Consider the following 20,696-nt stretch of genomic DNA (forward strand, 5'->3'; position numbering starts at 1 on the left):
GGGGCGCCCGGTGTTTCACCGGGCGCCCCCGCCGTCGTACACGTCGATGTGCCGCGTGCGGATCACGCGATGTGGTCTTCCTCCAGCTCGACGGAGTGGCGGTTCTGGAACTCCAGGACCATGCGCTTGGCGTCGGCGTCCGGCAGGGAGCGGCTGTACGTCGCCTCGACGTATTCGCCGAACTCTCGCGGAGTCGGGTAGCCGCTGTCGCCTATCGACTGCTTGAACAGCCGGTAGTACTCCTCCTCGTCCGGGGCCGGGGGCTCCGGAGGGCCGCCGCCCTCGCCCAGTTCACGGGTGCGGCCCGGGCCGACCGGGATGGGGAAGGTGCCGGTGTCCTCCGGGGACGGCTCCTGCAGCGGGGGCGCCTCCTCGAACTGCCGGCGGTACTGCTCGGCCTGCTCCTGCTCCGCGATCCACTGGGCGTACTGCGGGTCGTACGTGGGGTCGTAGCCGCCGTGGTACTCGACGGTCTGCGGGTCCCGGGCGTGCAGCCACAGGTTCTGGTCCGGGGCGGGCTGCTGGTCGTACGGGGGCTGCGCCGTGGGTTCCTCCGCGTCCGGGGACTCGCGGGGGCCCCGGGGGTCCTGGGAGCCCTGGGAATTCCGGGGGTCCGCGGTGCCGGGGTCGCCCGTCAGCTCGGGGCGCCGCTCCGCGGAAGGGGCCGCCTGCCGCAGGGCGGGCGCCGACGACGCCATGGCCGGGCCGTCCACGGCCGTCCGCTGCTCGGGGGCCGGCGGGAGCACAGCCGGTTCGATGCCGGCCGCCGCCAGGCCCGCCGGGGCCGTCTCGGCGAGGGGGACGCCGTACTTGGCCAGGCGCAGCGGCATCAGGGACTCCACCGGGGCCTTGCGCCGCCAGCTCCGGCCGAAGCGGGAGCGCATCCGGGCCTGGTAGACGAGACGTTCCTGCTCCAGCTTGATGACCTGCTCGTAGGAGCGCAGCTCCCACAGCTTCATCCGCCGCCACAGCAGGAACGTGGGGATCGGCGACAACACCCACCGGGTGAGGCGGACGCCCTCCATGTGCTTGTCCGCGGTGATGTCGGCGATCCGGCCGACCGCGTGCCGGGCGGCCTCCACCGCCACCACGAACAGGACGGGGATCACGCTGTGCATCCCCACACCGAGCGGATCCGGCCAGGCCGCCGCGCCGTTGAAGGCGATCGTGGCCGCCGTCAGCAGCCACGCCGTCTGACGCAGCAGCGGGAAGGGGATGCGGATCCAGGTCAGCAGCAGATCCAGGGCCAGCAGGACGCAGATGCCGGCGTCGATGCCGATCGGGAACACGTAACTGAAGTTCCCGAAGCCCTTCTGCAGGGCCAGTTCACGGACGGCCGCGTACGAACCCGCGAAGCCGATTCCGGCGATGATCACGGCTCCGGCGACGACCACGCCGATGAGAACCCGGTGTGTCCGTGTCAGCTGAATGGGCGCGGCCACCCGTACTCCCCTCCTCTTGCGTGTTGTTGCGCGCAACAGAGTGGCACATGTGTGCGGAGGGCGGGTGGCCGGTTCCGTGCCAGAGCCTCACCGCACGTCTCCGGGTACGCCTTCGGGTGCGTCTCCGTGCACGCTTCTGCGCCTGTTCGTCAGCCCTTCGACTCCAACGGCGCGCCGCTCCCGGGGGCCCCGCCGTCGCCCTTGTCGTCCTTGTCGTCCTTGCTGCTCTTGCCGTCCTTGGTCCCGGTCACGGACGCCACCGCTTCCTCGGCCGCCTTCTTCGCGTCCTTCATCAGCTCGTCGGCGCTCGGCGTCTTGTCCCCGGCGAGGCCCGCCCCGTTGTAGTCGAGGGTGACGACCACGTTCTCGACGCGCGCCACCACCGTCTGCTGCTTGAAGGCGCCTTCCTTCTTCTTCAGGTCGTAGCGCACGGCCGTCGCCTCGTCGCCGGTGCCGGAGATCGGCTCCGCCTCGGTGCCCTTGGCGCCGTCGGTGGCCTGGGCGTCCTTGACCTGCTTGTCGTAGTACTCCTTGGCCAGTTCGTCGCCCGCGCCGCGTGCGACGTCCGAGTCGAAGCGCAGCATCGACACGTTCAGCCAGCGGAACTGAGAGCCGTCCACGCCGTTGTTGGCGAGACTGCTCCAGGAGCAGCTGGCACGCTTGGCGATGTCGTCGGACTGGCCCTCCTTGCCCGACTTCGCCTTGGGCACGAGGTCGCCCAGGGTCTTCTCCGACAGGACGTCGCAGGCTTCCGGGAGGTCCGTGTACACCGCCGCCCGCACCGTCGGGGACGGGCTCGGGGACGCCGATGCGGAGGTGTCGGCCGCCTTGTCCTCGCCGCCGTCGGAGCCGGAGTCCGAGGAGCAGCCGGCGGCGATCAGCATCGCGGGGACGGCCGCCGCACAGACAAGAACGCGGTTGAGGCGCTTCGCTCTCCCCCACTGCCCGGACGGCGTGGGCGGTACCCCCATGTCACACTCTGCTCGTCGCTGCATGGTTCCTTCACTCATGACGCTCGTGTTCCCTGCGGTCGAACCCGTGGTCGAACCTGCGGTCGAAAAGGGGTCCGAGGGGTCACCGTACGCGGTGTGCCGTTCGTGTGGTCGTCCTTCGGGTGCTTCGCGCAGGGCGGTGGAGGGAGTGTGAGCGAGGCTCAGCCACTCAGCGAATCGGCCAGCAGGGACGCCAGTTTCCTTGCCCTGTCCTGCATTTCCCCGCTGTCCGGGACGGCGCCGACGGTCGCCGGCTGTTCCGTGTACTCGATCGTCACGATCACGTTGGACGTGCGGAACGCCACAGTCACCGTGCGCTGCTCCGCGGTCGAACCGGAGCTGCTCAGCTCGTCGTCGATGAAGGCCTCGTCGCCGAACTCCTCCAGGACGCGGGGCTGGAGGCCGGAGGGCGAAGGGGAGGGCGACACGGGGAAGGTGCCGCCGGTGGACGGTGAGCCGGAAGCCGAGGACGCGGCGTCGGACGGTGCGGAGGGATCGGAGGAACCAGAAGAACCGGAAGGGTTGGGGGAGTCGGGTGAATCGGAGGAAGTGGGCGAGGGCGATGTGCCCGGGGCGGTGGAACCGGACTCCGTGGCCGTCGGCTTCGGAAGGCCGGCCGCCTCCTGCTTCGTCGCGAAGAGTTGCTGGGCCTGGTTGTCGTCGCTGACGGCGTTGTCGTAGGAGACGACCCGCTCGAGGTCGATCACCAGGCGATCGGTGGCCTGGGACGACTCCACCTTCCAACGGCAGCCCACCTTGCGGTCGGTGTCGTACGTGAGGGCCGCCTCGCCCGCGTACGCCTTCTCGCGCTGCGCATGGTCGGCCATCTCCCTGATGCCGGGCAGGAGTTCGTCGAGCGTCTTGGCGCCGACCGTGCCGCAGGGCTCGGGAAGCGTGGCGTACCTGCCCGGCTGGGCCGCCGGGGAGGCCGTGCCGGCACCGCCCGGGTTGGAGTTGCCCGACTGGCTTCCGCTGCCCGAACTGCCGGTGCATCCGGCCAGCAGGGCCGCGAGGAGCGCGGCGACGCCGGGTACGTATGCCCTTCGCTGCACGGCCGGGCTCCTCTCGACGGGCGGGTGCGGGCCACAGCCCGCCGGGTCTCTCAGTGTCCCCGCTGGTTAATCGCTTGCCGCACGGGGGCGCCCCCGGCAGACAATGTGTATCGCACGCACTGCCGTGAACGCCGGTCCGAAGTCCTTTTCGTCGACCTGAGCGACGGTTTTTGCTCTTTCATGCTTATGTTGCCGTTCGGGGGAATGAGGAAGACATGTCGTACGTGGAAATGCCGGGTGCGAGGGTGCCGATCCGTATGTGGACGGATCCGGCGACGGTGGAGGAGGGGGCCCTCCAGCAGCTGCGGAACGTGGCGACCCTGCCCTGGATCGAGGGCCTGGCCGTGATGCCGGACGTGCACTACGGGAAGGGCGCGACGGTCGGCTCGGTCATCGCGATGCGGGGCGCGGTGTGTCCGGCGGCGGTGGGGGTCGACATCGGCTGCGGGATGTCGGCGGTGAGGACGTCCCTGAGGGCCGACGACCTGCCGGGCGACCTGTCCCGGCTGCGCTCGAAGATCGAGCAGGCGATCCCGGTCGGGCGCGGGATGCACGACTCCCCCGTGGACCCGACCCGGCTGCACGGCTTCGCGACCGGCGGTTGGGACGACTTCTGGGGACGCTTCGACGGCGTGGCGGAAGCGGTCAGGTTCCGTCAGGAGCGTGCCACGAAGCAGATGGGAACGCTCGGGTCGGGCAACCACTTCGTCGAGGTCTGCACGGACACGACCGGTGCGGTCTGGCTGATGCTGCACTCCGGTTCCCGGAACATCGGCAAGGAACTGGCCGAGCACCACATCGGGGTGGCGCAGGAACTCCCGCACAACCAGGGCCTGGTCGACCGTGACCTCGCCGTCTTCGTCGCGGACACCCCGCAGATGGCGGCGTACCGGAACGACCTGTTCTGGGCGCAGGAGTACGCGAGGCGAAACCGTTCGATCATGATGGCGCTGCTGAAGGACGTGATCCGCAAGGAGTTCAAGAAGGCGAGGCCGGCCTTCGAGGCGGAGATCAGCGCGCACCACAACTACGTGGCCGAGGAGCGCTACGGCGGCATGGACCTGCTCGTCACCCGCAAGGGGGCGATCCGCGCGGGCTCCGGCGAGTTCGGGATCATCCCGGGCTCCATGGGCACGGGCTCGTACATCGTCAAGGGCCTCGGGAACGCCGATTCGTTCAACTCGGCGTCGCACGGCGCCGGCCGGCGCATGAGCCGCAACGCGGCGAAGCGGCGCTTCTCGACGAAGGACCTGGAGGAGCAGACGCGCGGCGTGGAGTGCCGTAAGGACTCCGGTGTCGTGGACGAGATCCCGGGCGCGTACAAGCCGATCGAGCAGGTCATCGACCAGCAGCGGGACCTCGTGGAGGTCGTGGCGAAGCTGAAGCAGGTCGTCTGTGTGAAGGGCTGACCGGAAAGACCGACCTGAAGGGCCGCCGCGTCGCGTGCGGCGCGGCCGTCACGGCTCCCGGTGGACCTTCGTGTTCGACGCCTGGGCCCGGGGGCGTACGACCAGCAGGTCGATGTTGACATGGCTCGGCCGGGTCACCGCCCAGGTGATGGTGTCGGCGACGTCGTCCGCGGTGAGCGGCTCGGCGACGCCCTCGTACACCTCGGCGGCCTTCGCCGCGTCGCCGCCGAAGCGGGTGAGGGCGAACTCCTCGGTCTTCACCATGCCCGGCGCGATCTCGATGACGCGCACGGGCCGGCCGACGATCTCCAGGCGGAGGGTCTCGGCGAGGACGTGCTCGGCGTGCTTGGCGGCGACGTAGCCCGCGCCGCCCTCGTAGGTGGCGTGGCCGGCCGTCGAGGAGACGATGACGACCGTGCCGTCGCCGCTCGCCTCCAGCCGGGGCAGCAGGGCCTGGGTGAGGTGGAGGGTGCCGATGACGTTCGTCTCGTACATCCGGCGCCAGTCGTCCGGGTCGCCGGTCGCGACCGGGTCGGCGCCCAGCGCGCCGCCCGCGTTGTTGACCAGGACGCCGATGGTCCTGAACGCGGTGGCGAACTCGTCGACGGCCGCGCGGTCGGTGACGTCGAGCGGGTACGCGGTCGCCGCGTGGCCGGCCGCGTTGATCTCCTCGGCGAGCGCCTCGATACGGTCCTTGCGGCGGGCGGTGAGGACGACGCGGTAACCGGCCTCGGCGAGCCCGCGGGCCGTGGCGGCGCCGATGCCGCTGCTCGCGCCGGTGACGACGGCGATACGAGACGCTGCGGACGGTGCGGCGGTGGCCATGGGCTGCTCCTCCGGGTGGATCCATGGGGGCGGTGCCGTGCCAGCATATGCGGGCCACCAGGGCATGCCCGGGCCCGCCCGGGCGCGCGGTCAGCCGTTGCGCGGCGCCCACATGATCACGGCCATTCCGGCCAGGCAGATCAGGGCGCCGGTGATGTCCCAGCGGTCCGGGCGGTAGCCGTCCGCGAGCGCGCCCCACAGGATCGACCCGGCGACGAAGATGCCCCCGTACGCGGCGAGCACGCGGCCGAAGTGCGCGTCGGGCTGGAAGGTGGCGACGAACCCGTACGCGCCGAGGGCGAGGACGCCGCCGGTCGCCCACATCCAGCCGCGTTGTTCCCGCACGCCCTGCCAGACCAGCCAGGCGCCCCCGATCTCCAGGATCGCGGCGAGGACGAACAGGGCGGCGGAACGGGCGATCAGCATGCGGGCAGCTTCGCAGACCGGATGCGGGATACCGGAATAAGGGGGGAGGGGGAGCGGTTGAGCCGGTTATAGTTGAACCGTCAACCAATTTGGAGGGTGAACGGCCATGCAGTTCGGGATCTTCAGCGTCGGCGACGTCACGCCCGACCCCACGACGGGGCGTACCCCCACCGAGCGCGAGCGGATCAAGGCCATGGTCGCCATCGCGCTGAAGGCCGAGGAGGTCGGCCTGGACGTGTTCGCCACCGGCGAGCACCACAACCCGCCGTTCGTGCCGTCCTCGCCCACGACCATGCTCGGCTACATCGCCGCGCGCACGGAGCGGCTGATCCTCTCCACCTCCACCACCCTCATCACCACCAACGACCCGGTGAAGATCGCCGAGGACTTCGCCATGCTCCAGCACCTGGCCGACGGCCGGATGGACGTGATGATGGGGCGCGGCAACACCGGACCGGTCTACCCCTGGTTCGGCCAGGACATCCGCCAGGGCATCAACCTCGCCATCGAGAACTACGCCCTGCTGCACCGGCTGTGGCGCGAGGACGTCGTCAACTGGGAGGGCAAGTTCCGCACCCCGCTGCAGGGCTTCACCTCCACGCCCCGCCCGCTGGACAACGTACCGCCGTTCGTCTGGCACGGGTCGATCCGCTCGCCCGAGATCGCCGAGCAGGCCGCCTACTACGGTGACGGTTTCTTCCACAACAACATCTTCTGGCCGGCCGACCACACCAAGCGGATGATCGAGCTCTACCGCACCCGGTACGCGCACTACGGGCACGGCACGGCCGAGCAGGCGATCGTCGGCCTCGGAGGGCAGGTGTTCATGCGGAAGAACTCGCAGGACGCCGTGCGCGAGTTCCGTCCGTACTTCGACGTCGCCCCCGTCTACGGGCACGGGCCCTCGCTGGAGGAGTTCACCCGGCAGACCCCGCTGACCGTGGGGTCCCCGCAGCAGGTCATCGAGAAGACGCTGTCCTTCCGTGACTACGCGGGCGACTACCAGCGCCAGCTGTTCCTCATGGACCACGCGGGGCTGCCGCTGAAGACGGTGCTCGAGCAGCTCGACCTGCTCGGCGAGGAAGTGGTGCCGGTGCTGCGCAAGGAGTTCGCCAAGGACCGCCCGGCCGACGTGCCGGCCGCGCCGACGCACTCCTCGCGGCTGGCCGGCCGGGAAGTGAGCAAGGCGTGAGCGCCATGAACGGCAGGAAAGGTATGAACGCCATGAACATCGTCGTCGTGTCGGCCGGGCTGAGCGTGCCGTCGTCCACCCGCCTGCTCGGGGAGCGGCTGGCCGCCGCGGCCACCGGGCAGGCCCCGTCCGACGTGCCGGTGATCGAACTGCGGGACCTCGCGGTGGACATCGCGCACAACTTCACCAGCGGTTTCCCGGCTCCGGCGCTCGCCGAGGCGATGGACGCGGTGACCGGGGCGGACGGGGTGATCGTGGTCACGCCGGTGTTCTCGGCGTCGTACAGCGGGCTGTTCAAGTCGTTCTTCGACGTGCTCGGCGCACGGGACCGGGAGGCCCTGGCCGGCAAGCCGGTGCTGATCGCCGCGACCGGGGGCACGCCCCGGCACTCGCTGGTGCTGGAGCACTCCCTGCGGCCCCTCTTCGCCCACCTGCGCGCGGTCGTCGTCCCCACGGGGGTCTACGCCGCGTCCCAGGACTGGGGCGACAAGGGCCTGGACGCCCGGATCGACCGGGCGGCGGCCGAGCTGGCCGCCCTGGCGGGCGCCCTGCCGGCCACCGGCAACGGGACGGTCGACGGCAACGGCAGCGAGGCGGGCGGCGACACGATCCGTGTCACACGCGGGGGCGCCGTCGACGACAAGTTCGACGCGCGCAACGTGGTGCCGTTCGAGGAGCAGCTGGCCGCCCTGCGGTCGGCCGGCTGAGGGCGCCCCACAGCCCCACGACTCCCGGCGGTCTTCCAGGGACAGCGGCCGCCGGGTGAGACGACCGTCCGGGACGGCCGGTCGTTCGCGAGGATCCGGTCGCGGGAAGGGACGCCCGCGACCGGACCGCGGCGAGGTGAGAGCGAGGTAAGAAGGAGCCCCTTCGGTCACTGCTCCGTCCGCCGGATGGCGGTGCTTGGCACACTGGCACCGTGTCCCCTACCGCGCCCCGCACCCACACCGTGCTGCTCGCCGAAGACGACCGCGCCATCCGCAACGCCCTGGAGCGCGCCCTGACCCTGGAGGGCTACCGGGTAACGGCGGTCGCCGACGGCGTCGAGGCGCTGGCACAGGCCCACCGCAGCCGGCCCGACGTCCTCCTGCTGGACGTGATGATGCCCGGCATCGACGGGCTCCAGGTGTGCCGGGCGCTGCGCGCCGAGGGCGACCGCACCCCCGTGCTGATGCTGACGGCGCTGGTCGAGACCGCCGACCGGATCGCCGGACTGGACGCGGGCGCCGACGACTACGTCGTCAAGCCGTTCGACGTGGAGGAGGTCTTCGCCCGGCTGCGAGCCCTGCTCCGCCGGGCAGCACCCGTGCCCGCGCCGGCCTCCGCGCCCGACGGGACGCCGACGTCGCAGGAGCGGCCGAACACACGGAGAACACAGAAAACGCGGGAGGCGGGGGGCTCGGAGGAGTCGCGGGAGCCGGCGGAGACCCCGCACGCCGCTCCGGGGCGGCACATCGCCGCGGCCGGGGTGCGCATGGACCCGCAGGCGCGCCGGGCCTGGCGCGGGCAGCGGGAGCTGGAGCTGACCCGCACCGAGTTTGAACTGCTGGAGCTGCTGATCCGCAACGCGGGCATCGTCCTCGAGCACTCCACCATCTACGACCGTATCTGGGGCTACGACTTCGGCCCCGGTTCCAAGAACCTCGCCGTGTACGTCGGTTACCTGCGCCGCAAACTCGACGGGCCCGGCGCGCCGCAGCTGATCCACACGGTGCGCGGGGTGGGTTACGTGCTGCGGGAGGACTGAGTGGCATCGGGCACTTCGGATACCTCGAGCACCTCTGACACCTCGGACTCCTTTGACGCCTCGGGTACTTCGGGCGTGCGGAACGCCTCACGCGTCCCGGACCGTGCGTACCGGCCCTCACCGCGGGCCCGGCGGTTCCGGCTGTCGCTGCTGTCGTTGGGCACCAGGTTCGCGGTGGCGTTCGCCGCCGTGACGGCCACGATCACCGTCCTGGTCGGCATCCTGTCGTACAGCGCCGCCGCGAGACTCGTACGGGTGGACCAGCAGAGCGTGTTCGACGAGGTCGTGGAGGACCTGCGCGGCGAGGTCAGGTCGAACCGGATGACACCGCTCGACTTCTCCTCCGCCGCCCCCGGTCACGATCTGGTGCGGCCCGCCCGGACGGACGTCCAGGTGCTCGGGCCGGACGGCCGGATCGTCGACCCGGGCGACCCGGGGCTGCCGGTGGTCGACGCCGACCGCGTGGTCGCGGGGGCCGCCACGGCCGGACGGGTGGTCGAGCACGCGGACGTCGACGTCGGCGACGACATCTACCGCGTCGCGACCGTCGCGCTGGGCGACGGCCGGGGCGCGGTCCAGATCGCGCAGGAGTTCAGCGACACCGAGGACCTGCTGCGGGCCCTCCAGCGGCGCACCCTCGTCCTGATGGCGGCGGTGGTGGTCGGGGCCGGTCTCTTCGGCTGGTGGCTGGCCCGGCGCATCACCCGCCGCCTGGTCGTCCTCACCGACGCCGCCGAGGACGTCGCCCGCACCCGCAGGCTCGGCATCCAGGTGCCCGTCGCCGGCCGGGACGAGGTGGGGCGGCTCGGCCGCGCCTTCGACCGGATGCTGGGCCGGCTCGCCCAGTCCGAGGACGACCAGCGCCGGCTCGTCCAGGACGCGGGGCACGAACTGCGCACCCCGCTCACCTCGTTGCGGACCAACATCTCCCTGCTGCGCCGCATCGACGAACTCCCGCCGGACACCCGTGAGGAACTCGTCGCCGACCTCTCCCAGGAGGCCCGTGAGCTGACCGACCTGGTCAACGAGCTCGTCGAACTGGCGGCCGGTCAGTCCGACACCGAGCCGCCGCGGCGCGTCGACCTCGCCGACATCGCCGAGGACGTGGCGGGGCTGGCCCGGCGCCGCAACGGACGGAAGATCATCGTCCGTGCGAGCGGCGACACCACGACCGACGGACGGCCCGGGATGCTCACCCGGGCGGTGTCCAACCTGGTCGAGAACGCGGTCAAGTTCGACCGGGACGGCACGGCGCCCATCGACATCACCGTCGCGGGACCCGCGCGACCGGGCACGGTGCGGGTGGAGGTCCGCGACCGGGGACCCGGTATCGCGGCCGCCGACCTGATCCACGTCTTCGACCGCTTCTACCGCGCCGCCGACGCCCGCTCCCTGCCCGGTTCGGGCCTCGGCCTGTCCATCGTCCGCGAGGTGGCCCTGGCCCACGGGGGCGCACCGTACGCGGTACGCCGGGCTGGCGGCGGCACGGTGATCGGCTTCACGGTGGGCGGCGTCCCCCTGGCGCACCATGACGCGGAACCGGGCTCCTGACGGGAGACGGGGCAAGGGGTGACGGGTGACGGGTGACGGGTGATCGAGATCGCCCCTCGCCGCCGCGTACCGAAGGCCGGGGACGAGCATGTATGCGGTCGGGGGCGCGCCGCACGCGCTCCCGGGAGGGGAGGAGCGGCAACGTGCTGACCGACGAGGAGGCCGCCGCGCTGGCGGCGATCGACGAGGCGGCCCTGGGGCGGACCCTGATGGAGCTGATCGCGGTGCCGAGCGTGACCGGGAGCGCCGCCGAGTCCGAACTCCAGCACCAGCTGGCCGGCCGGCTGGAATGGCTGGGACTGGAGGTCGACCTGTGGTCCATGGACCTGCCCGCGCTGCGGGCCCACCCCGGTTTCCCGGGCATGGAGGTGCCCCGTGAGGAGGCGTGGGGACTGGTCGGGACCACGCAGGACGGCGGCGACGGGCCCACCCTGATCCTCCAGGGCCACGTCGACGTCGTACCGCCCGGCGACCCCGAGGCGTGGGGGGACGGCGACCCGTTCGTACCGCGGGTGACCGGGGACGTGGTGCACGGGCGCGGCGCCTGCGACATGAAGGCGGGGCTCGCCGCGCACCTCGCCGCGCTCACCGCGATACGGACGGCCGGGATACGGCTGCGCGGCCGGGTCGCGGCCCACTTCGTGGTCGGTGAGGAGGACGGCGGCATCGGCGCGTTCGGCACCCTGGAGCGCGGACACCGGGGCGACGCCTGCGTCATCGCCGAGCCCACCGGGTCCACCCTGATCACCGCGAACGCGGGCGCGCTGACGTTCCGTCTCGCCGTGCCCGGCAGGGCGGCGCACGGCAGCGCGCGGGAGCAGGGAGTCAGCGCCGTCGACGCCTACCTGCCCCTGCACCGGGCGCTGGCCGCCCTGGAGACCGAGCGGAACCGGAACCCGTCCCCGCTGCTCGCCGAGTACCCGATCCCGTACGCCCTGTCGGTGGGCACCGTGCGCGCCGGGGACTGGGCGAGCAGCGTGCCGGACCTGCTGGTCGCCGAGGGCCGGCTCGGCGTACGCCTGGACGAGGACCCGGCCGAGGCACGGGCCGACCTGGAACGGTGCGTGGCCGAGGCCTGCGCCGCCGACCCGTGGCTGCGCGACCACCCGGCGACGGTGACCTGGCCGGGCGGCCGGTTCGCGAGCGGCCGCCTGCCGGAGGGCCACCCCCTGCCGGACGTCGTCGGCGCCGCCCACACCGACGCGACGGGCGCCCCGCCGCCCCGACGGCGGGGCGCGACCTACGGCAGCGACCTGCGCCACTACACCGGCGCGGGCATTCCGACGCTGCAATTCGGGCCGGGGGACATCGAGGTGGCCCACAGCCCCCGCGAACAGGTCTCCCTGCGGGAGACGGTGGCGGTGGCCCGGACCATGGTCCTCACGGTGCTGCGCACGGTGGGCACGAAGTGAGGCGGCGTCACGTGACGTGAATCACCGGGACAGTGCTGAGTGCCGGGCCGGGGAAGTTTCCGTACCGTTCCTGGTCAGTGAGCAGGAGTGAGTCTTGGACCCCTATCTGGTCACCGCGGACACCCCGAACGGTGGTGGATGTCCTGGTCGCCCGCGTACTCGCCGCGTCCGGCGGCACGGATCGGGTCCGTGGTCCGGGAATGCGGGGGCGGGGTCCCTCACCCCCAGGGACACGCCGGTCGGCCTGGACGGTCCGATGCCCGTGCACATCGCTCCGGTGTGCACGGGGCGGTGTCGTCCTCCCCCAGTGCCTTGAGGGCCTGGGAGGTGCCCCCAGCCGGATCGGGTGCCCCTGGGCGCGTCGTCCGATCGCGATGCTCGCCGCATCGTGCCGGGTGGTCTTACGGGCGGGGCCGGCCAGCGGCTTCTGCCAGTGCTGGGCGCCCCACCTGCTGGTGTGGGCCGGGTCCACGGCGATGACCGCGATACCTGTGGCGTCGGCCATGGAGGCCGGCCGGGCGCGGAGCCTGCCGGTCGGCATGCCGGAGATCAGCTGCCGGAATCGGCGCCTGCACCCGTGCTTCTCTCTGGTTTTCTCGGCCTGGAAGTCGAGGTCCTCGACTGCGACGGCCTGGACGCCGCAGCTCTTGGCCCAGTGCAGCAGCCGCGTGAGGGCGTGCCGTACCTGGGCGTCGCGGTGCCGGGCGTTGCCGGACAGGTCGTAGAAGAACCGGCGTGGCCGGCCGGTCGGGTTGCCGTGGGTGTCCAGGCGCCAGGCGGCGAGGCGGTCGGCGTTGGTGTCCACGCCGATCACGCCGCCGGCGAGGGCGGCCTTGAGGGCGATGCTCTTGGCGGGTGGGATCTGCCAGGAGGCGTCCGTGTACCAGCGTCCGCGCCCCGTGTCGTAGTGGATGCGGCAGGCCACCGCCCGGTCGGCCTCCACCCGGTCGGCCCACTCCTGCCCCCGGTGCGCAAACCCCACTCGCGCAGCCAGTACGTACCGGCCGTGCCCGGCGTTCGCCAGGCCGGCGAGCGGGGCCGGGAGCTTGATCGACACTTCTCCCTCGGACGTGATGCGGATCGTCTCGCTGCCGAACCTCTTGCTCGACTCGCCGTCCGCCTGGAGGAACCAGCGCCCGGCTTCCCACCGCGCACGCCACTGCTCACCCATACACGCCAGAACGCACTCACACTCAGCCGAACCCCAGCAGTTCCCGACCCCCGTCGGAGGCAGAGTCCAGGTTCGCCTCGAGGATGAACTGCTCTCCCCTTCCTGGCGGCTGACTGCCGAGCGGGGGGGCGGACCGGGCTCACGGGCTCAGGGTGATTAGGTTCGGCCTTCGGCCATGGCACGCGAGAGCCGAGGAACAAGACCTCGGTCCAAGGGGGCAGTTGTGAACGTCGGTGTGCAACGCGGAGCGATCGCTGCCGTGCAAGTGCTCGGTCTCGCCGTGTGGTTCTCCATGTCGGCGGTGGTGCCCAGCCTGCGGAACGACTGGGGACTCACCCCCGGCGGCGCGGTGTGGCTGACGGCCTCCGTGCAGTTCGGCTTCGTCGCCGGGGCCGTGGCCTCGACCGCCCTGAACCTGGCGGACCGCGTTCCGCCCCAGCGCCTGCTCGCCGTCAGTGCCGCGGCGGCCGCCGCCTGCACCGTGGTGCTGGCCCTCTTCGCCGACCGGCCGGCCGTCGCCGTCCCGCTGCGACTCATGACCGGGATGTTCCTGGCCGGGGTCTACCCCACCGGCATGAAGCTCATGGCCTCCTGGTCCGGCAGCGCCGGACGGGGCAGGACCATGGGCGTCCTCATCGCCGCCCTCACCCTCGGCTCCACCCTTCCCCATCTCATAGCCGGCGTGGGCTCACTGCCCTGGCGCGGTGTTCTGCTCGCCGCAGCGGCAGCCGGGCTCCTGGGCTCCGTCATCTCACTGGCCCTCATCCGGCTCGGCCCCCACGCGGCACCGACCGCACCCGCCCGCAACCCCCGGTACGCGCTGACCATGTTCACCGAACGCGGGCCGCGCCTGGCCAATCTCGGCTACTTCGGACACATGTGGGAGCTCTACGCCCTGTGGACCTGGATCCCGTCCTTCCTGCTGGCGGCCTCCGCCGCGAGAGGACTCCCGGGCTCGGTGGGGATCACGGTGTTCCTCACCATGGGAATCGGCGGGGCAGCCGGTTGCCTGCTCGGCGGCTGGGGCGCGGACCGCTTCGGCCGCTCTCCCGCCGCCCTGGCAGCGCTTCTCCTCAGCGGCCTGTGCTGCCTGGTCTCCCCGCTCTTCCTCCACGCTCCGCCGCTGCTTCTGTTCGCCTTCTGCGCGCTGTGGGGTGCTGCCGTGATCGCGGACTCGGGGGTGTTCTCGACATCGCTGAGCGAGGTCGCCGACCACCGCTACATCGGGACGGCGCTCACCGGCCAGACCGCGATCGGCTTCGCCCTCACCGTCGTCAGCATCCAGCTCACCCCCCTCCTGGCCGAGGCCGTCGGCTGGGAGTACGCCTTCCTCCTTCTCGCGCCCGGGCCCCTCGCCGGCGCCCTCGCCATGCGTGCCTTCGGCAAGGCCACCGCCTCCGCCCCCTCCCCGCAGGGCACCTGACGACCTGACGACCTGACGGCCTTTTCCCGGCACTGGAGAGGGCAGGGCCCGAAAGCCCCGCCCGACCCCTGCGGGATGCCAGGTTCACGTGCCCCGGATGTGCCTCCCGGACACGTGCCCGGGAGGCAGGACAGCCGACCGGAGCCAGGTCCGACGAGCGGGCGGGGACGGCTTCACGCTGGAGGGCTTTCGGAGGGGGCGGCGCCGGCGACGATCGCCCGCAGTGCCGCGATGTGACCGTCGAAGGCACCCCGGCCGGCGCTGGTGAGCCGGGCGCGTACCTTCCGGCGGTTGCCGCTGAGGCGGCGTTCCGTGGCGACGTACCCGGCTTCTTCGAGCGTCGTGAGCTGCTTGGACAGCGCCGAGTCGGACAGTCCCAACCGGTCCTTGAGGAAGGCGAACTCGGCCCAGTCGGCCGCTGCCAGTGTCGCCACCAGGGACAGGCGGGTGCTGGGATGGATCAGCTCGTCGAAACGCGCTTTCGTCATGCCCGCACCCAACGACGCAGAACGCGCAGGATCTCCGGCCCACCGAACCCGACAACGACCGCGACCAGCACCGCAGCCCAGACGCCGGCGTGGTCGGCGCCGTCGGCGTCGAGCGCGAGCGCCGCAAGGACGGTGACCCCGATGAGCCCGAGCAGCATGCCGACCACGACCAGTGGGGTGCGGCGGCCGGCGACCGCCGCGCTCACCCGCAGCCGATCCGTGCGCCGGCGTCCGTCGAGCAGACGTGACGCGAGCACCGCGTGGCCCATGCCGAAGCCCACGGTCGCGGTCCCGGCCAGCCACGGTGGTGCCACGCTGCTGAGCACGCCCAACAGGAGCCAGCCGACCGCCATCGCCCACCAGTAACCGCGGGGCAGGCCGACTTCCTCGGCCACCTGGCGTCGAGCACGGTCAGCCGCGTCGAGGGCGGTGCGAGCCTGCTCCGGAGCGATGTCGTCCACAGCGACACCTCGCTTTCCTGGTGGGAAAGTGAGAGTCCCACTTTCCTGTCAGGAAAGTCAAGAGTCGAGGGGGCGACGGAATTTCTCGGGTTCTGCTCACCTTCTGTGGCGCTGTCATGCCGGGTGATCCGGATGGTTTCCCTCCGGGTGGTGCAAGGGATCTGAAGGCGGTGTCGCGGGCCGGGGCCGGTCGCGCTGCCCGGCGGGGCGTGAGATCGGGTGACGGCGCATCGGGTTCTGTCGGGGCGGTCAGCCGCTCGTGCGGGCGGTGTTCCGCGACCGCCCGGTGGGGCGCGGCGGTCTCGACATGGGCGATGTCCGGACACTCGCCCCCGCCCCGGGGAGGACACACCGCCCCAAAACCGTGAGCACTTCGGCTGCCACTGTCCTGATGTCGCTCGTTTGAGCGCTTGAGTGACACATGCCCGCCGACTGCTCACGGTTTTCCGCAAGGCGTCCGCCTCCGGCCCGGCAGCCCCGGGATCGCGGGGGATCCCCCACCCCATGGCGGAATATGACCCATTGGTGCCCCTGGACGGTTGGGAAAACCGACGTGACAGGCGGTGCCCGCTGAGGAGGACTCGCGTCGTGCGCGAGCGTGCGGACGCCCCCTCCGGCCTGGTGCTGCGGATACGGAGCCCGTGCCGTGGTGAGGCCGGTTCGGGGTGAGTCGGCGTTCTCCTCGCCGTTCGGGCGACGCATCGTGCAGGTCAGCGCCGCATCAGGCAGCGTTCGCCCCGTGAGGCGTGTGGCGGCTCCGACGGGGGTGCCGTTCCGTCGCCGGAGCCGTCCGTGGAACCGCGGGAACCGCGCGGGTTCGCGGGAGACTGGCCGCATGGAGTCGATCGATCAGGAAACGGCCCGTGCCTGGCTCGCCACCGCCCTCACGGAGGCCCGCGCGGGGCTCGCCGAGGGTGGTGTCCCCGTCGGCGCCGCGCTGTACGGCGCCGACGGGGCCCTGCTCGGCCGGGGCCGCAACCGCCGTGTGCAGGACGGTGACCCGTCCGCGCACGCGGAGACGGACGCCTTCCGGGCGGCGGGACGGCAGCGCTCGTACCGCGGTACGACGATGGTGACGACCCTGTCGCCCTGCTGGTACTGCTCCGGGCTGGTCCGGCAGTTCGGCATCTCCCGGGTGGTGATCGGCGAGGCGGTCACCTTCCACGGCGGTCACGACTGGCTGGCCGAGCACGGCGTGGAGATCGTGCTGCTGGACGATCCGGAGTGCGCCGCGATGACGCGGGACTTCGTCGAACGGCATCCGCGGCTTTGGCACGAGGACATCGGAGACGGCGGAGACATCGGAGACGTCGGGAAGTGACGACGGCCGGTCGCCGTGGCCCGGGGACCGGGGCACGGCGACCGGCCGTCGCGGGCGGTGCGTCGGGGGCGCTCAGAAACCGACGGAGGCCAGGACACCCAGGCCGACGTCGGCGTAGGAGTGCTTGCCGGAGACGAAGATGTTCACGCCGTAGTAGTTGAACAGCCAGCAGGCGAAGGCGGCCAGCGCCAGGTAGGCCGCCTTGCGGCCCTTCCAGCCGGCGGTGGCGCGGGCGTGCAGGTAGCCGGCGTAGGCGACCCAGGTGATGAAGGACCAGGTCTCCTTGGGGTCCCAGCCCCAGTAGCGGCCCCAGGCGTCGCCGGCCCAGATGGCGCCCGCGATGATCGTGAACGTCCACAGCGGGAAGACGGCCGCGTTGACGCGGTAGGCGAACTTGTCGAGCGAGGCGGAGGCGGGCAGCCGCTCCATGACGGAGGTGGCGAAGGCGCCGGGCTTGCCGCCGCGCGCGAGCTTGCCCTCGTAGGAGTCCTTGAACAGGTACAGGATCGTGCCGACCGCGCCGACGTAGAAGACCGCGCCGCACAGGATCGCGGTGGAGACGTGGATGTACATCCAGTACGAGTCGAGCGCGGGAACCAACTGGTCGCTCTCGGTGTACAGGACGGTGACGGCGAGACCGAGGTCGAGGAGCACGGTCGTGGTCAGGAACAGCCCGAGCCAGCGCACGTTCTTCTTCAACGCCAGCAGCAGGAGGTACACGCCGACGGCGGTGGTGGTGAAGGTGATGTTGAACTCGTACATGTTGCCCCAGGGCGCCCGCTGCACGGACAGCGCCCGGGTGAGCACACCACCGAACTCGATCACGAAGGCGAGCACCGTGAAGGAGACGGCGATCCGCCCGAAGAGGTCGCCCTGCTCGTCCCCGCCGTGCGCCCCGGGCCCGTCGGGGACGTCACGGGTGCCGGCCCCGGCCCGTACGACGACCTTCGGCCGCTCCAGTACGGCGGTGCCGCCCGCCTTGTCGACGGTGACGGCCGGGGCCTTCCCGGCCGCCTTCCCGACCGCCCCCGCCCGGGGGGTGAGCGCGGCGGCGGTGCGGGCGACCTTGCTGCGGCTGCCGAAGATCCATTCGGCGATGTACGCCAGGAAGGCCAGGGTGTAGACCGCCATCGCGGAGTAGATCAGCACGTTGCTGATCTCCGCGAGGTTCTCGTTGTTCGCGGCGGCCAGGCTCGTGGCGGTGGCCAGATCGGTTGCGGCGGCGAGAGTCAAGGCTTCTCAGCCCCTTCGGCAGACGTGGCTTGGGGGTCGGGGGAATCGGCGGATGCCGCGGGGGCGGCGTCGTCGGCGGAGGCGTCATCGGCATCGGGGGCCCCGGGAGCCCGGTCGTAGAGGATTCCGGCCAGGTCGCCGAGTTCCTCGGGCACCTTGGCGGACTCGCTGCGGCCGAGCCCGGCCATCTCGACGACGGTGACGCCGTCGGGGCCCTCGACCGCGCGCACCCACACGCGGCGCCGCTGGACGAACAGGGAGCAGGCGAGGCCGCCGATCGCGAAGAGGGAACCGGCGAGGGCCCAGCCGCCGCCCGGCTCCTGGACGACCTGGAAGCCGGCCCACTCCCTGATCTCCTTCTCGAAGGTGACCGAGCCGGCACCGTCCGGGAGGGTCATGGTCTCGCCGGGCATCAGCAGCTTCTTGAACAGCTCGCCCTCGGAGTCCTTGAACTCCTTCATCTTGGTCTTGTCCATCTGGTAGACGCTCTGCGGAATGCCGGCGTCGGCCTTCAGGTCGCCGTGGTAGGCGGAGAGGGCGAGCACCGGGTAGTTCAGCGCCGGGAACTGGGAGAGCATCGTGCCGGTGGCCGAGCCGCCGAAGGTGGGCACGAAGAAGGCGTTGAAGCCGAGCTGTTCCTTCTCGCCCGCGGGGTTGCGGTAGCCGTCGAGGACCTTGACCACGCCGGAGGAGGTGACGTTGGCGTCGAGCGGCAGCAGCGGCACGGCGTCCTTGAAGACGACCTCGCCCTCGCCGTCGCGGACGGTGACGACGGGCGCGTAGCCGTGGCTGACGAGGTAGACCTTGGCGTCGCCGACCTTCAGCGGCTTGTTCACCTCGACCTTGGTCGTCTTCTCCTCGCCGTAGGCGCCCTCGCTGTAGATCAGCTCGGTCTCGTACGTGCGCGGGGTGCCCTTGTTGGGGCCGGCGGGCTCGTACGTGCCGGTGAAGGACTTCACGGTGAAGCTGAACGGCTCCAGGTCGGCGACGTCGAAGAGGTTTCCGGACTTGAAGTCGTCGTACTGCGTGAGCGTGTTGGCGAAGCCCTGCCCCTCGACGATCAGCTTGTTGCCCTCGTACTTGAACAGCTGGCCCCAGGCGAAGGCGATCAGCATCACGATCAGGGCGATGTGGAAGGTGAGGTTGCCGACTTCCCGCAGATAGCCCTTCTCGGCGGCGACGGCGTCACCGGCGAGGTGGGCGCGGAAGCGGCGCTTCTTCAACAGGGCGAGGGCCGCCTCACGCACCTGCTCGGGCTCGGCCTCGGTGCGCCAGGTGGTGTAGGCGGGCAGCCGGGTCAGCCGCCGGGGGGCGCCCGGCGGACGGCCGCGCAGCTGGCCGACGAACTGCCAGGTGCGGGGGACGATGCAGCCGATGAGGGAGACGAACAGCAGGATGTAGATCGCCGAGAACCACACCGAGCTGTAGACGTTGAACAGGCCGAGCTGGTCGTAGATCGGTGCGAGGACGTCGTGCTGCTCGCGGAAGTCGTCGACCCGGGTCTTGTCGATGCCGGTCTGCGGGATGAGCGAGCCGGGGATCGCGGCGAGCGACAGCAGGAGCAGCAGCAGCAGCGCGACCCGCATGGACGTGAGCTGCCGCCAGAACCAGCGGGCCCAGCCGATGACGCCCAGGGCGGGCAGGTTCGGCGGCTCCTCCGTGGGCGCGGTGGACAGCTGGGAACCGGCGGCGCCCAGCTCCTGGTCGCCGGTGCCGGCCGCGGCCTCTTCGGGGCCCGCCGGGGTTTCTTCGGACCCGGTTGTGGAAGTCGTGCTCATCGCCGTCAGATCCCTACAGTGAAGCCGTTGGACCAGGTCTGCATCTGCGTCACGAGGTCGTCCCACACGCCGGTGAGCAGCAGCACTCCGGTCACGATCATCATCGTGCCGCCGATCCGCATGACCCAGACGTAGTGCCGCTTGACCCAGCCGAAGGCGCCGAGCGCCTTGCGGAAGGCGACGGCCGCGAGGACGAAGGGCAGACCCAGCCCCAGACAGTACGCGACGGTCAGGACGGCCCCGCGTCCGGCGCTCTCCTGTTGCGCGGAGAGCGTCAGTACGGAGGCGAGGGTGGGGCCGATGCAGGGGGTCCAGCCGATGCCGAACAGGGCGCCGAGGACGGGTGCGCCGGCCAGGCCGGCCGCCGGCCGCTTGTGGAAGCGGAACTCGCGCTGGGTGAGCCAGGGCATCATCCCCATGAAGAAGACGCCCATGAGGATCATGAAGACGCCGAGCACCTTGGTCAGGATGCCGGACTGTTCCTGCAGCGTCTGGCCGAAGTAACCGAAGAAGGCGCCGCCGGAGACGAAGACGACGGTGAAGCCGAGGACGAACAGCGAGGCGCCGGTGACCATCCGGCCGCGCCGGGCCTCGGCCAGATCGGTGCCGGACACGCCGGTGACGTAGGAGAGGTAACCGGGGACCAGCGGCAGCACGCAGGGCGAGAAGAAGGAGACGAGCCCGCCGAGCAGGGCGATGGGCAGCGCCACCAGCAGGGCGCCGTCGAGCACCGTGCCGTTGTAGGCCGGGTCGGCGGCGAGGGGGGCGGTGCC

Annotated in this window: 18 protein-coding genes and 1 pseudogene; 8 read left to right on the plus strand and 11 right to left on the minus strand. The window is 71.5% G+C overall.

What is annotated here, in order from left to right; genetic code table 11:
- Window positions 1-62: 62 nt before the first annotated feature.
- From AB0I73_RS04760 to AB0I73_RS04770, 3 genes are all read right to left on the minus strand, one after another.
- The gene (locus tag AB0I73_RS04760) at window positions 63-1,442 is read right to left on the minus strand and encodes a DUF2637 domain-containing protein (RefSeq protein WP_363033775.1); all 1,380 of its coding nucleotides are present in this window, start codon (window positions 1,440-1,442) and stop codon (window positions 63-65) included.
- A gap of 149 nt (window positions 1,443-1,591) precedes the next feature.
- Window positions 1,592-2,413 (minus strand): DUF3558 family protein, encoded by an 822-nt coding sequence (locus AB0I73_RS04765; protein ID WP_363033777.1) that lies wholly within the window; start codon window positions 2,411-2,413, stop codon window positions 1,592-1,594.
- Between the two features lie 182 nt (window positions 2,414-2,595).
- Entirely contained in the window at window positions 2,596-3,486 is an 891-nt protein-coding gene (locus AB0I73_RS04770; RefSeq protein WP_363033779.1) for a DUF3558 domain-containing protein, read from the minus strand.
- A 215-nt stretch (window positions 3,487-3,701) separates the two neighbouring features.
- Here AB0I73_RS04770 and AB0I73_RS04775 point away from each other — a divergent pair, with 215 nt between their 5' ends.
- Window positions 3,702-4,895 carry an RtcB family protein gene (locus AB0I73_RS04775; RefSeq protein ID WP_363033781.1) on the plus strand — a complete coding sequence of 398 codons (1,194 nt, stop codon included), beginning with the start codon at window positions 3,702-3,704 and terminating at the stop codon, window positions 4,893-4,895.
- A gap of 48 nt (window positions 4,896-4,943) precedes the next feature.
- On the opposite strand, the gene AB0I73_RS04780 is transcribed toward AB0I73_RS04775, so the two are convergent.
- Window positions 4,944-5,720 (minus strand): SDR family NAD(P)-dependent oxidoreductase, encoded by a 777-nt coding sequence (locus tag AB0I73_RS04780; protein WP_363033783.1) that lies wholly within the window; start codon window positions 5,718-5,720, stop codon window positions 4,944-4,946.
- 90 nt (window positions 5,721-5,810) lie between these two features.
- Window positions 5,811-6,146 (minus strand): YnfA family protein, encoded by a 336-nt coding sequence (locus tag AB0I73_RS04785; protein WP_109377578.1) that lies wholly within the window; start codon window positions 6,144-6,146, stop codon window positions 5,811-5,813.
- A gap of 106 nt (window positions 6,147-6,252) precedes the next feature.
- Between AB0I73_RS04785 and AB0I73_RS04790 the strand changes: the two genes are divergently transcribed.
- From AB0I73_RS04790 to AB0I73_RS04810, 5 genes are all read left to right on the plus strand, one after another.
- Window positions 6,253-7,338 (plus strand): LLM class flavin-dependent oxidoreductase, encoded by a 1,086-nt coding sequence (locus tag AB0I73_RS04790; RefSeq protein ID WP_363033785.1) that lies wholly within the window; start codon window positions 6,253-6,255, stop codon window positions 7,336-7,338.
- Between the two features lie 32 nt (window positions 7,339-7,370).
- A complete protein-coding gene (locus tag AB0I73_RS04795) occupies window positions 7,371-8,045 on the plus strand; it encodes a CE1759 family FMN reductase (protein WP_363034009.1) in 675 nt (224 codons plus the stop codon).
- Window positions 8,046-8,257: 212 nt separating this feature from the next.
- Window positions 8,258-9,085 carry a response regulator transcription factor gene (locus tag AB0I73_RS04800; RefSeq protein ID WP_363033787.1) on the plus strand — a complete coding sequence of 276 codons (828 nt, stop codon included), beginning with the start codon at window positions 8,258-8,260 and terminating at the stop codon, window positions 9,083-9,085.
- 141 nt (window positions 9,086-9,226) lie between these two features.
- On the plus strand, window positions 9,227-10,636 hold the full coding sequence (locus AB0I73_RS04805; protein WP_363034011.1) for a HAMP domain-containing sensor histidine kinase: 1,410 nt from the start codon (window positions 9,227-9,229) through the stop codon (window positions 10,634-10,636).
- 143 nt (window positions 10,637-10,779) lie between these two features.
- Window positions 10,780-12,048, plus strand: coding sequence for an ArgE/DapE family deacylase (locus AB0I73_RS04810; RefSeq protein WP_363033789.1), 1,269 nt, complete (start codon window positions 10,780-10,782; stop codon window positions 12,046-12,048).
- A 73-nt stretch (window positions 12,049-12,121) separates the two neighbouring features.
- Here AB0I73_RS04810 and AB0I73_RS04815 read toward each other — a convergent pair.
- Window positions 12,122-13,210 (minus strand): annotated as a pseudogene (locus AB0I73_RS04815) (IS200/IS605 family accessory protein TnpB-related protein); the annotation flags it as partial.
- Between the two features lie 232 nt (window positions 13,211-13,442).
- Here AB0I73_RS04815 and AB0I73_RS04820 point away from each other — a divergent pair.
- Window positions 13,443-14,642, plus strand: a complete 1,200-nt coding sequence (locus AB0I73_RS04820; RefSeq protein WP_363033791.1) for an MFS transporter — start codon at window positions 13,443-13,445, stop codon at window positions 14,640-14,642.
- Window positions 14,643-14,815: 173 nt separating this feature from the next.
- On the opposite strand, the gene AB0I73_RS04825 is transcribed toward AB0I73_RS04820, so the two are convergent.
- Both AB0I73_RS04825 and AB0I73_RS04830 read right to left on the minus strand, forming a co-directional pair.
- On the minus strand, window positions 14,816-15,130 hold the full coding sequence (locus tag AB0I73_RS04825; protein WP_363033793.1) for a transcriptional regulator: 315 nt from the start codon (window positions 15,128-15,130) through the stop codon (window positions 14,816-14,818).
- Window positions 15,127-15,591 carry a hypothetical protein gene (locus AB0I73_RS04830; protein ID WP_363033795.1) on the minus strand — a complete coding sequence of 155 codons (465 nt, stop codon included), beginning with the start codon at window positions 15,589-15,591 and terminating at the stop codon, window positions 15,127-15,129. Before AB0I73_RS04830 ends, AB0I73_RS04825 begins: the two co-directional genes overlap by 4 nt.
- A gap of 835 nt (window positions 15,592-16,426) precedes the next feature.
- Here AB0I73_RS04830 and AB0I73_RS04835 point away from each other — a divergent pair.
- Window positions 16,427-16,912, plus strand: coding sequence for a nucleoside deaminase (locus tag AB0I73_RS04835; protein ID WP_363033797.1), 486 nt, complete (start codon window positions 16,427-16,429; stop codon window positions 16,910-16,912).
- A gap of 72 nt (window positions 16,913-16,984) precedes the next feature.
- On the opposite strand, the gene ccsB is transcribed toward AB0I73_RS04835, so the two are convergent.
- The 3 genes from ccsB to AB0I73_RS04850 are packed head-to-tail and all read right to left on the minus strand — an operon-like array spanning window position 16,985 to window position 20,654.
- On the minus strand, window positions 16,985-18,145 hold the full coding sequence (gene ccsB / locus AB0I73_RS04840; RefSeq protein ID WP_363033799.1) for a c-type cytochrome biogenesis protein CcsB: 1,161 nt from the start codon (window positions 18,143-18,145) through the stop codon (window positions 16,985-16,987).
- Window positions 18,142-19,923 (minus strand): cytochrome c biogenesis protein ResB, encoded by a 1,782-nt coding sequence (locus tag AB0I73_RS04845; protein ID WP_363033801.1) that lies wholly within the window; start codon window positions 19,921-19,923, stop codon window positions 18,142-18,144. Before AB0I73_RS04845 ends, ccsB begins: the two co-directional genes overlap by 4 nt.
- A gap of 5 nt (window positions 19,924-19,928) precedes the next feature.
- On the minus strand, window positions 19,929-20,654 hold the full coding sequence (locus AB0I73_RS04850; RefSeq protein WP_363034013.1) for a cytochrome c biogenesis protein CcdA: 726 nt from the start codon (window positions 20,652-20,654) through the stop codon (window positions 19,929-19,931).
- Between the last annotated feature and the right edge of the window lie 42 nt (window positions 20,655-20,696).

Origin of the sequence: Streptomyces sp. NPDC050388 (assembly GCF_040655635.1) — a bacterium.
Taxonomy (GTDB): domain Bacteria; phylum Actinomycetota; class Actinomycetes; order Streptomycetales; family Streptomycetaceae; genus Streptomyces.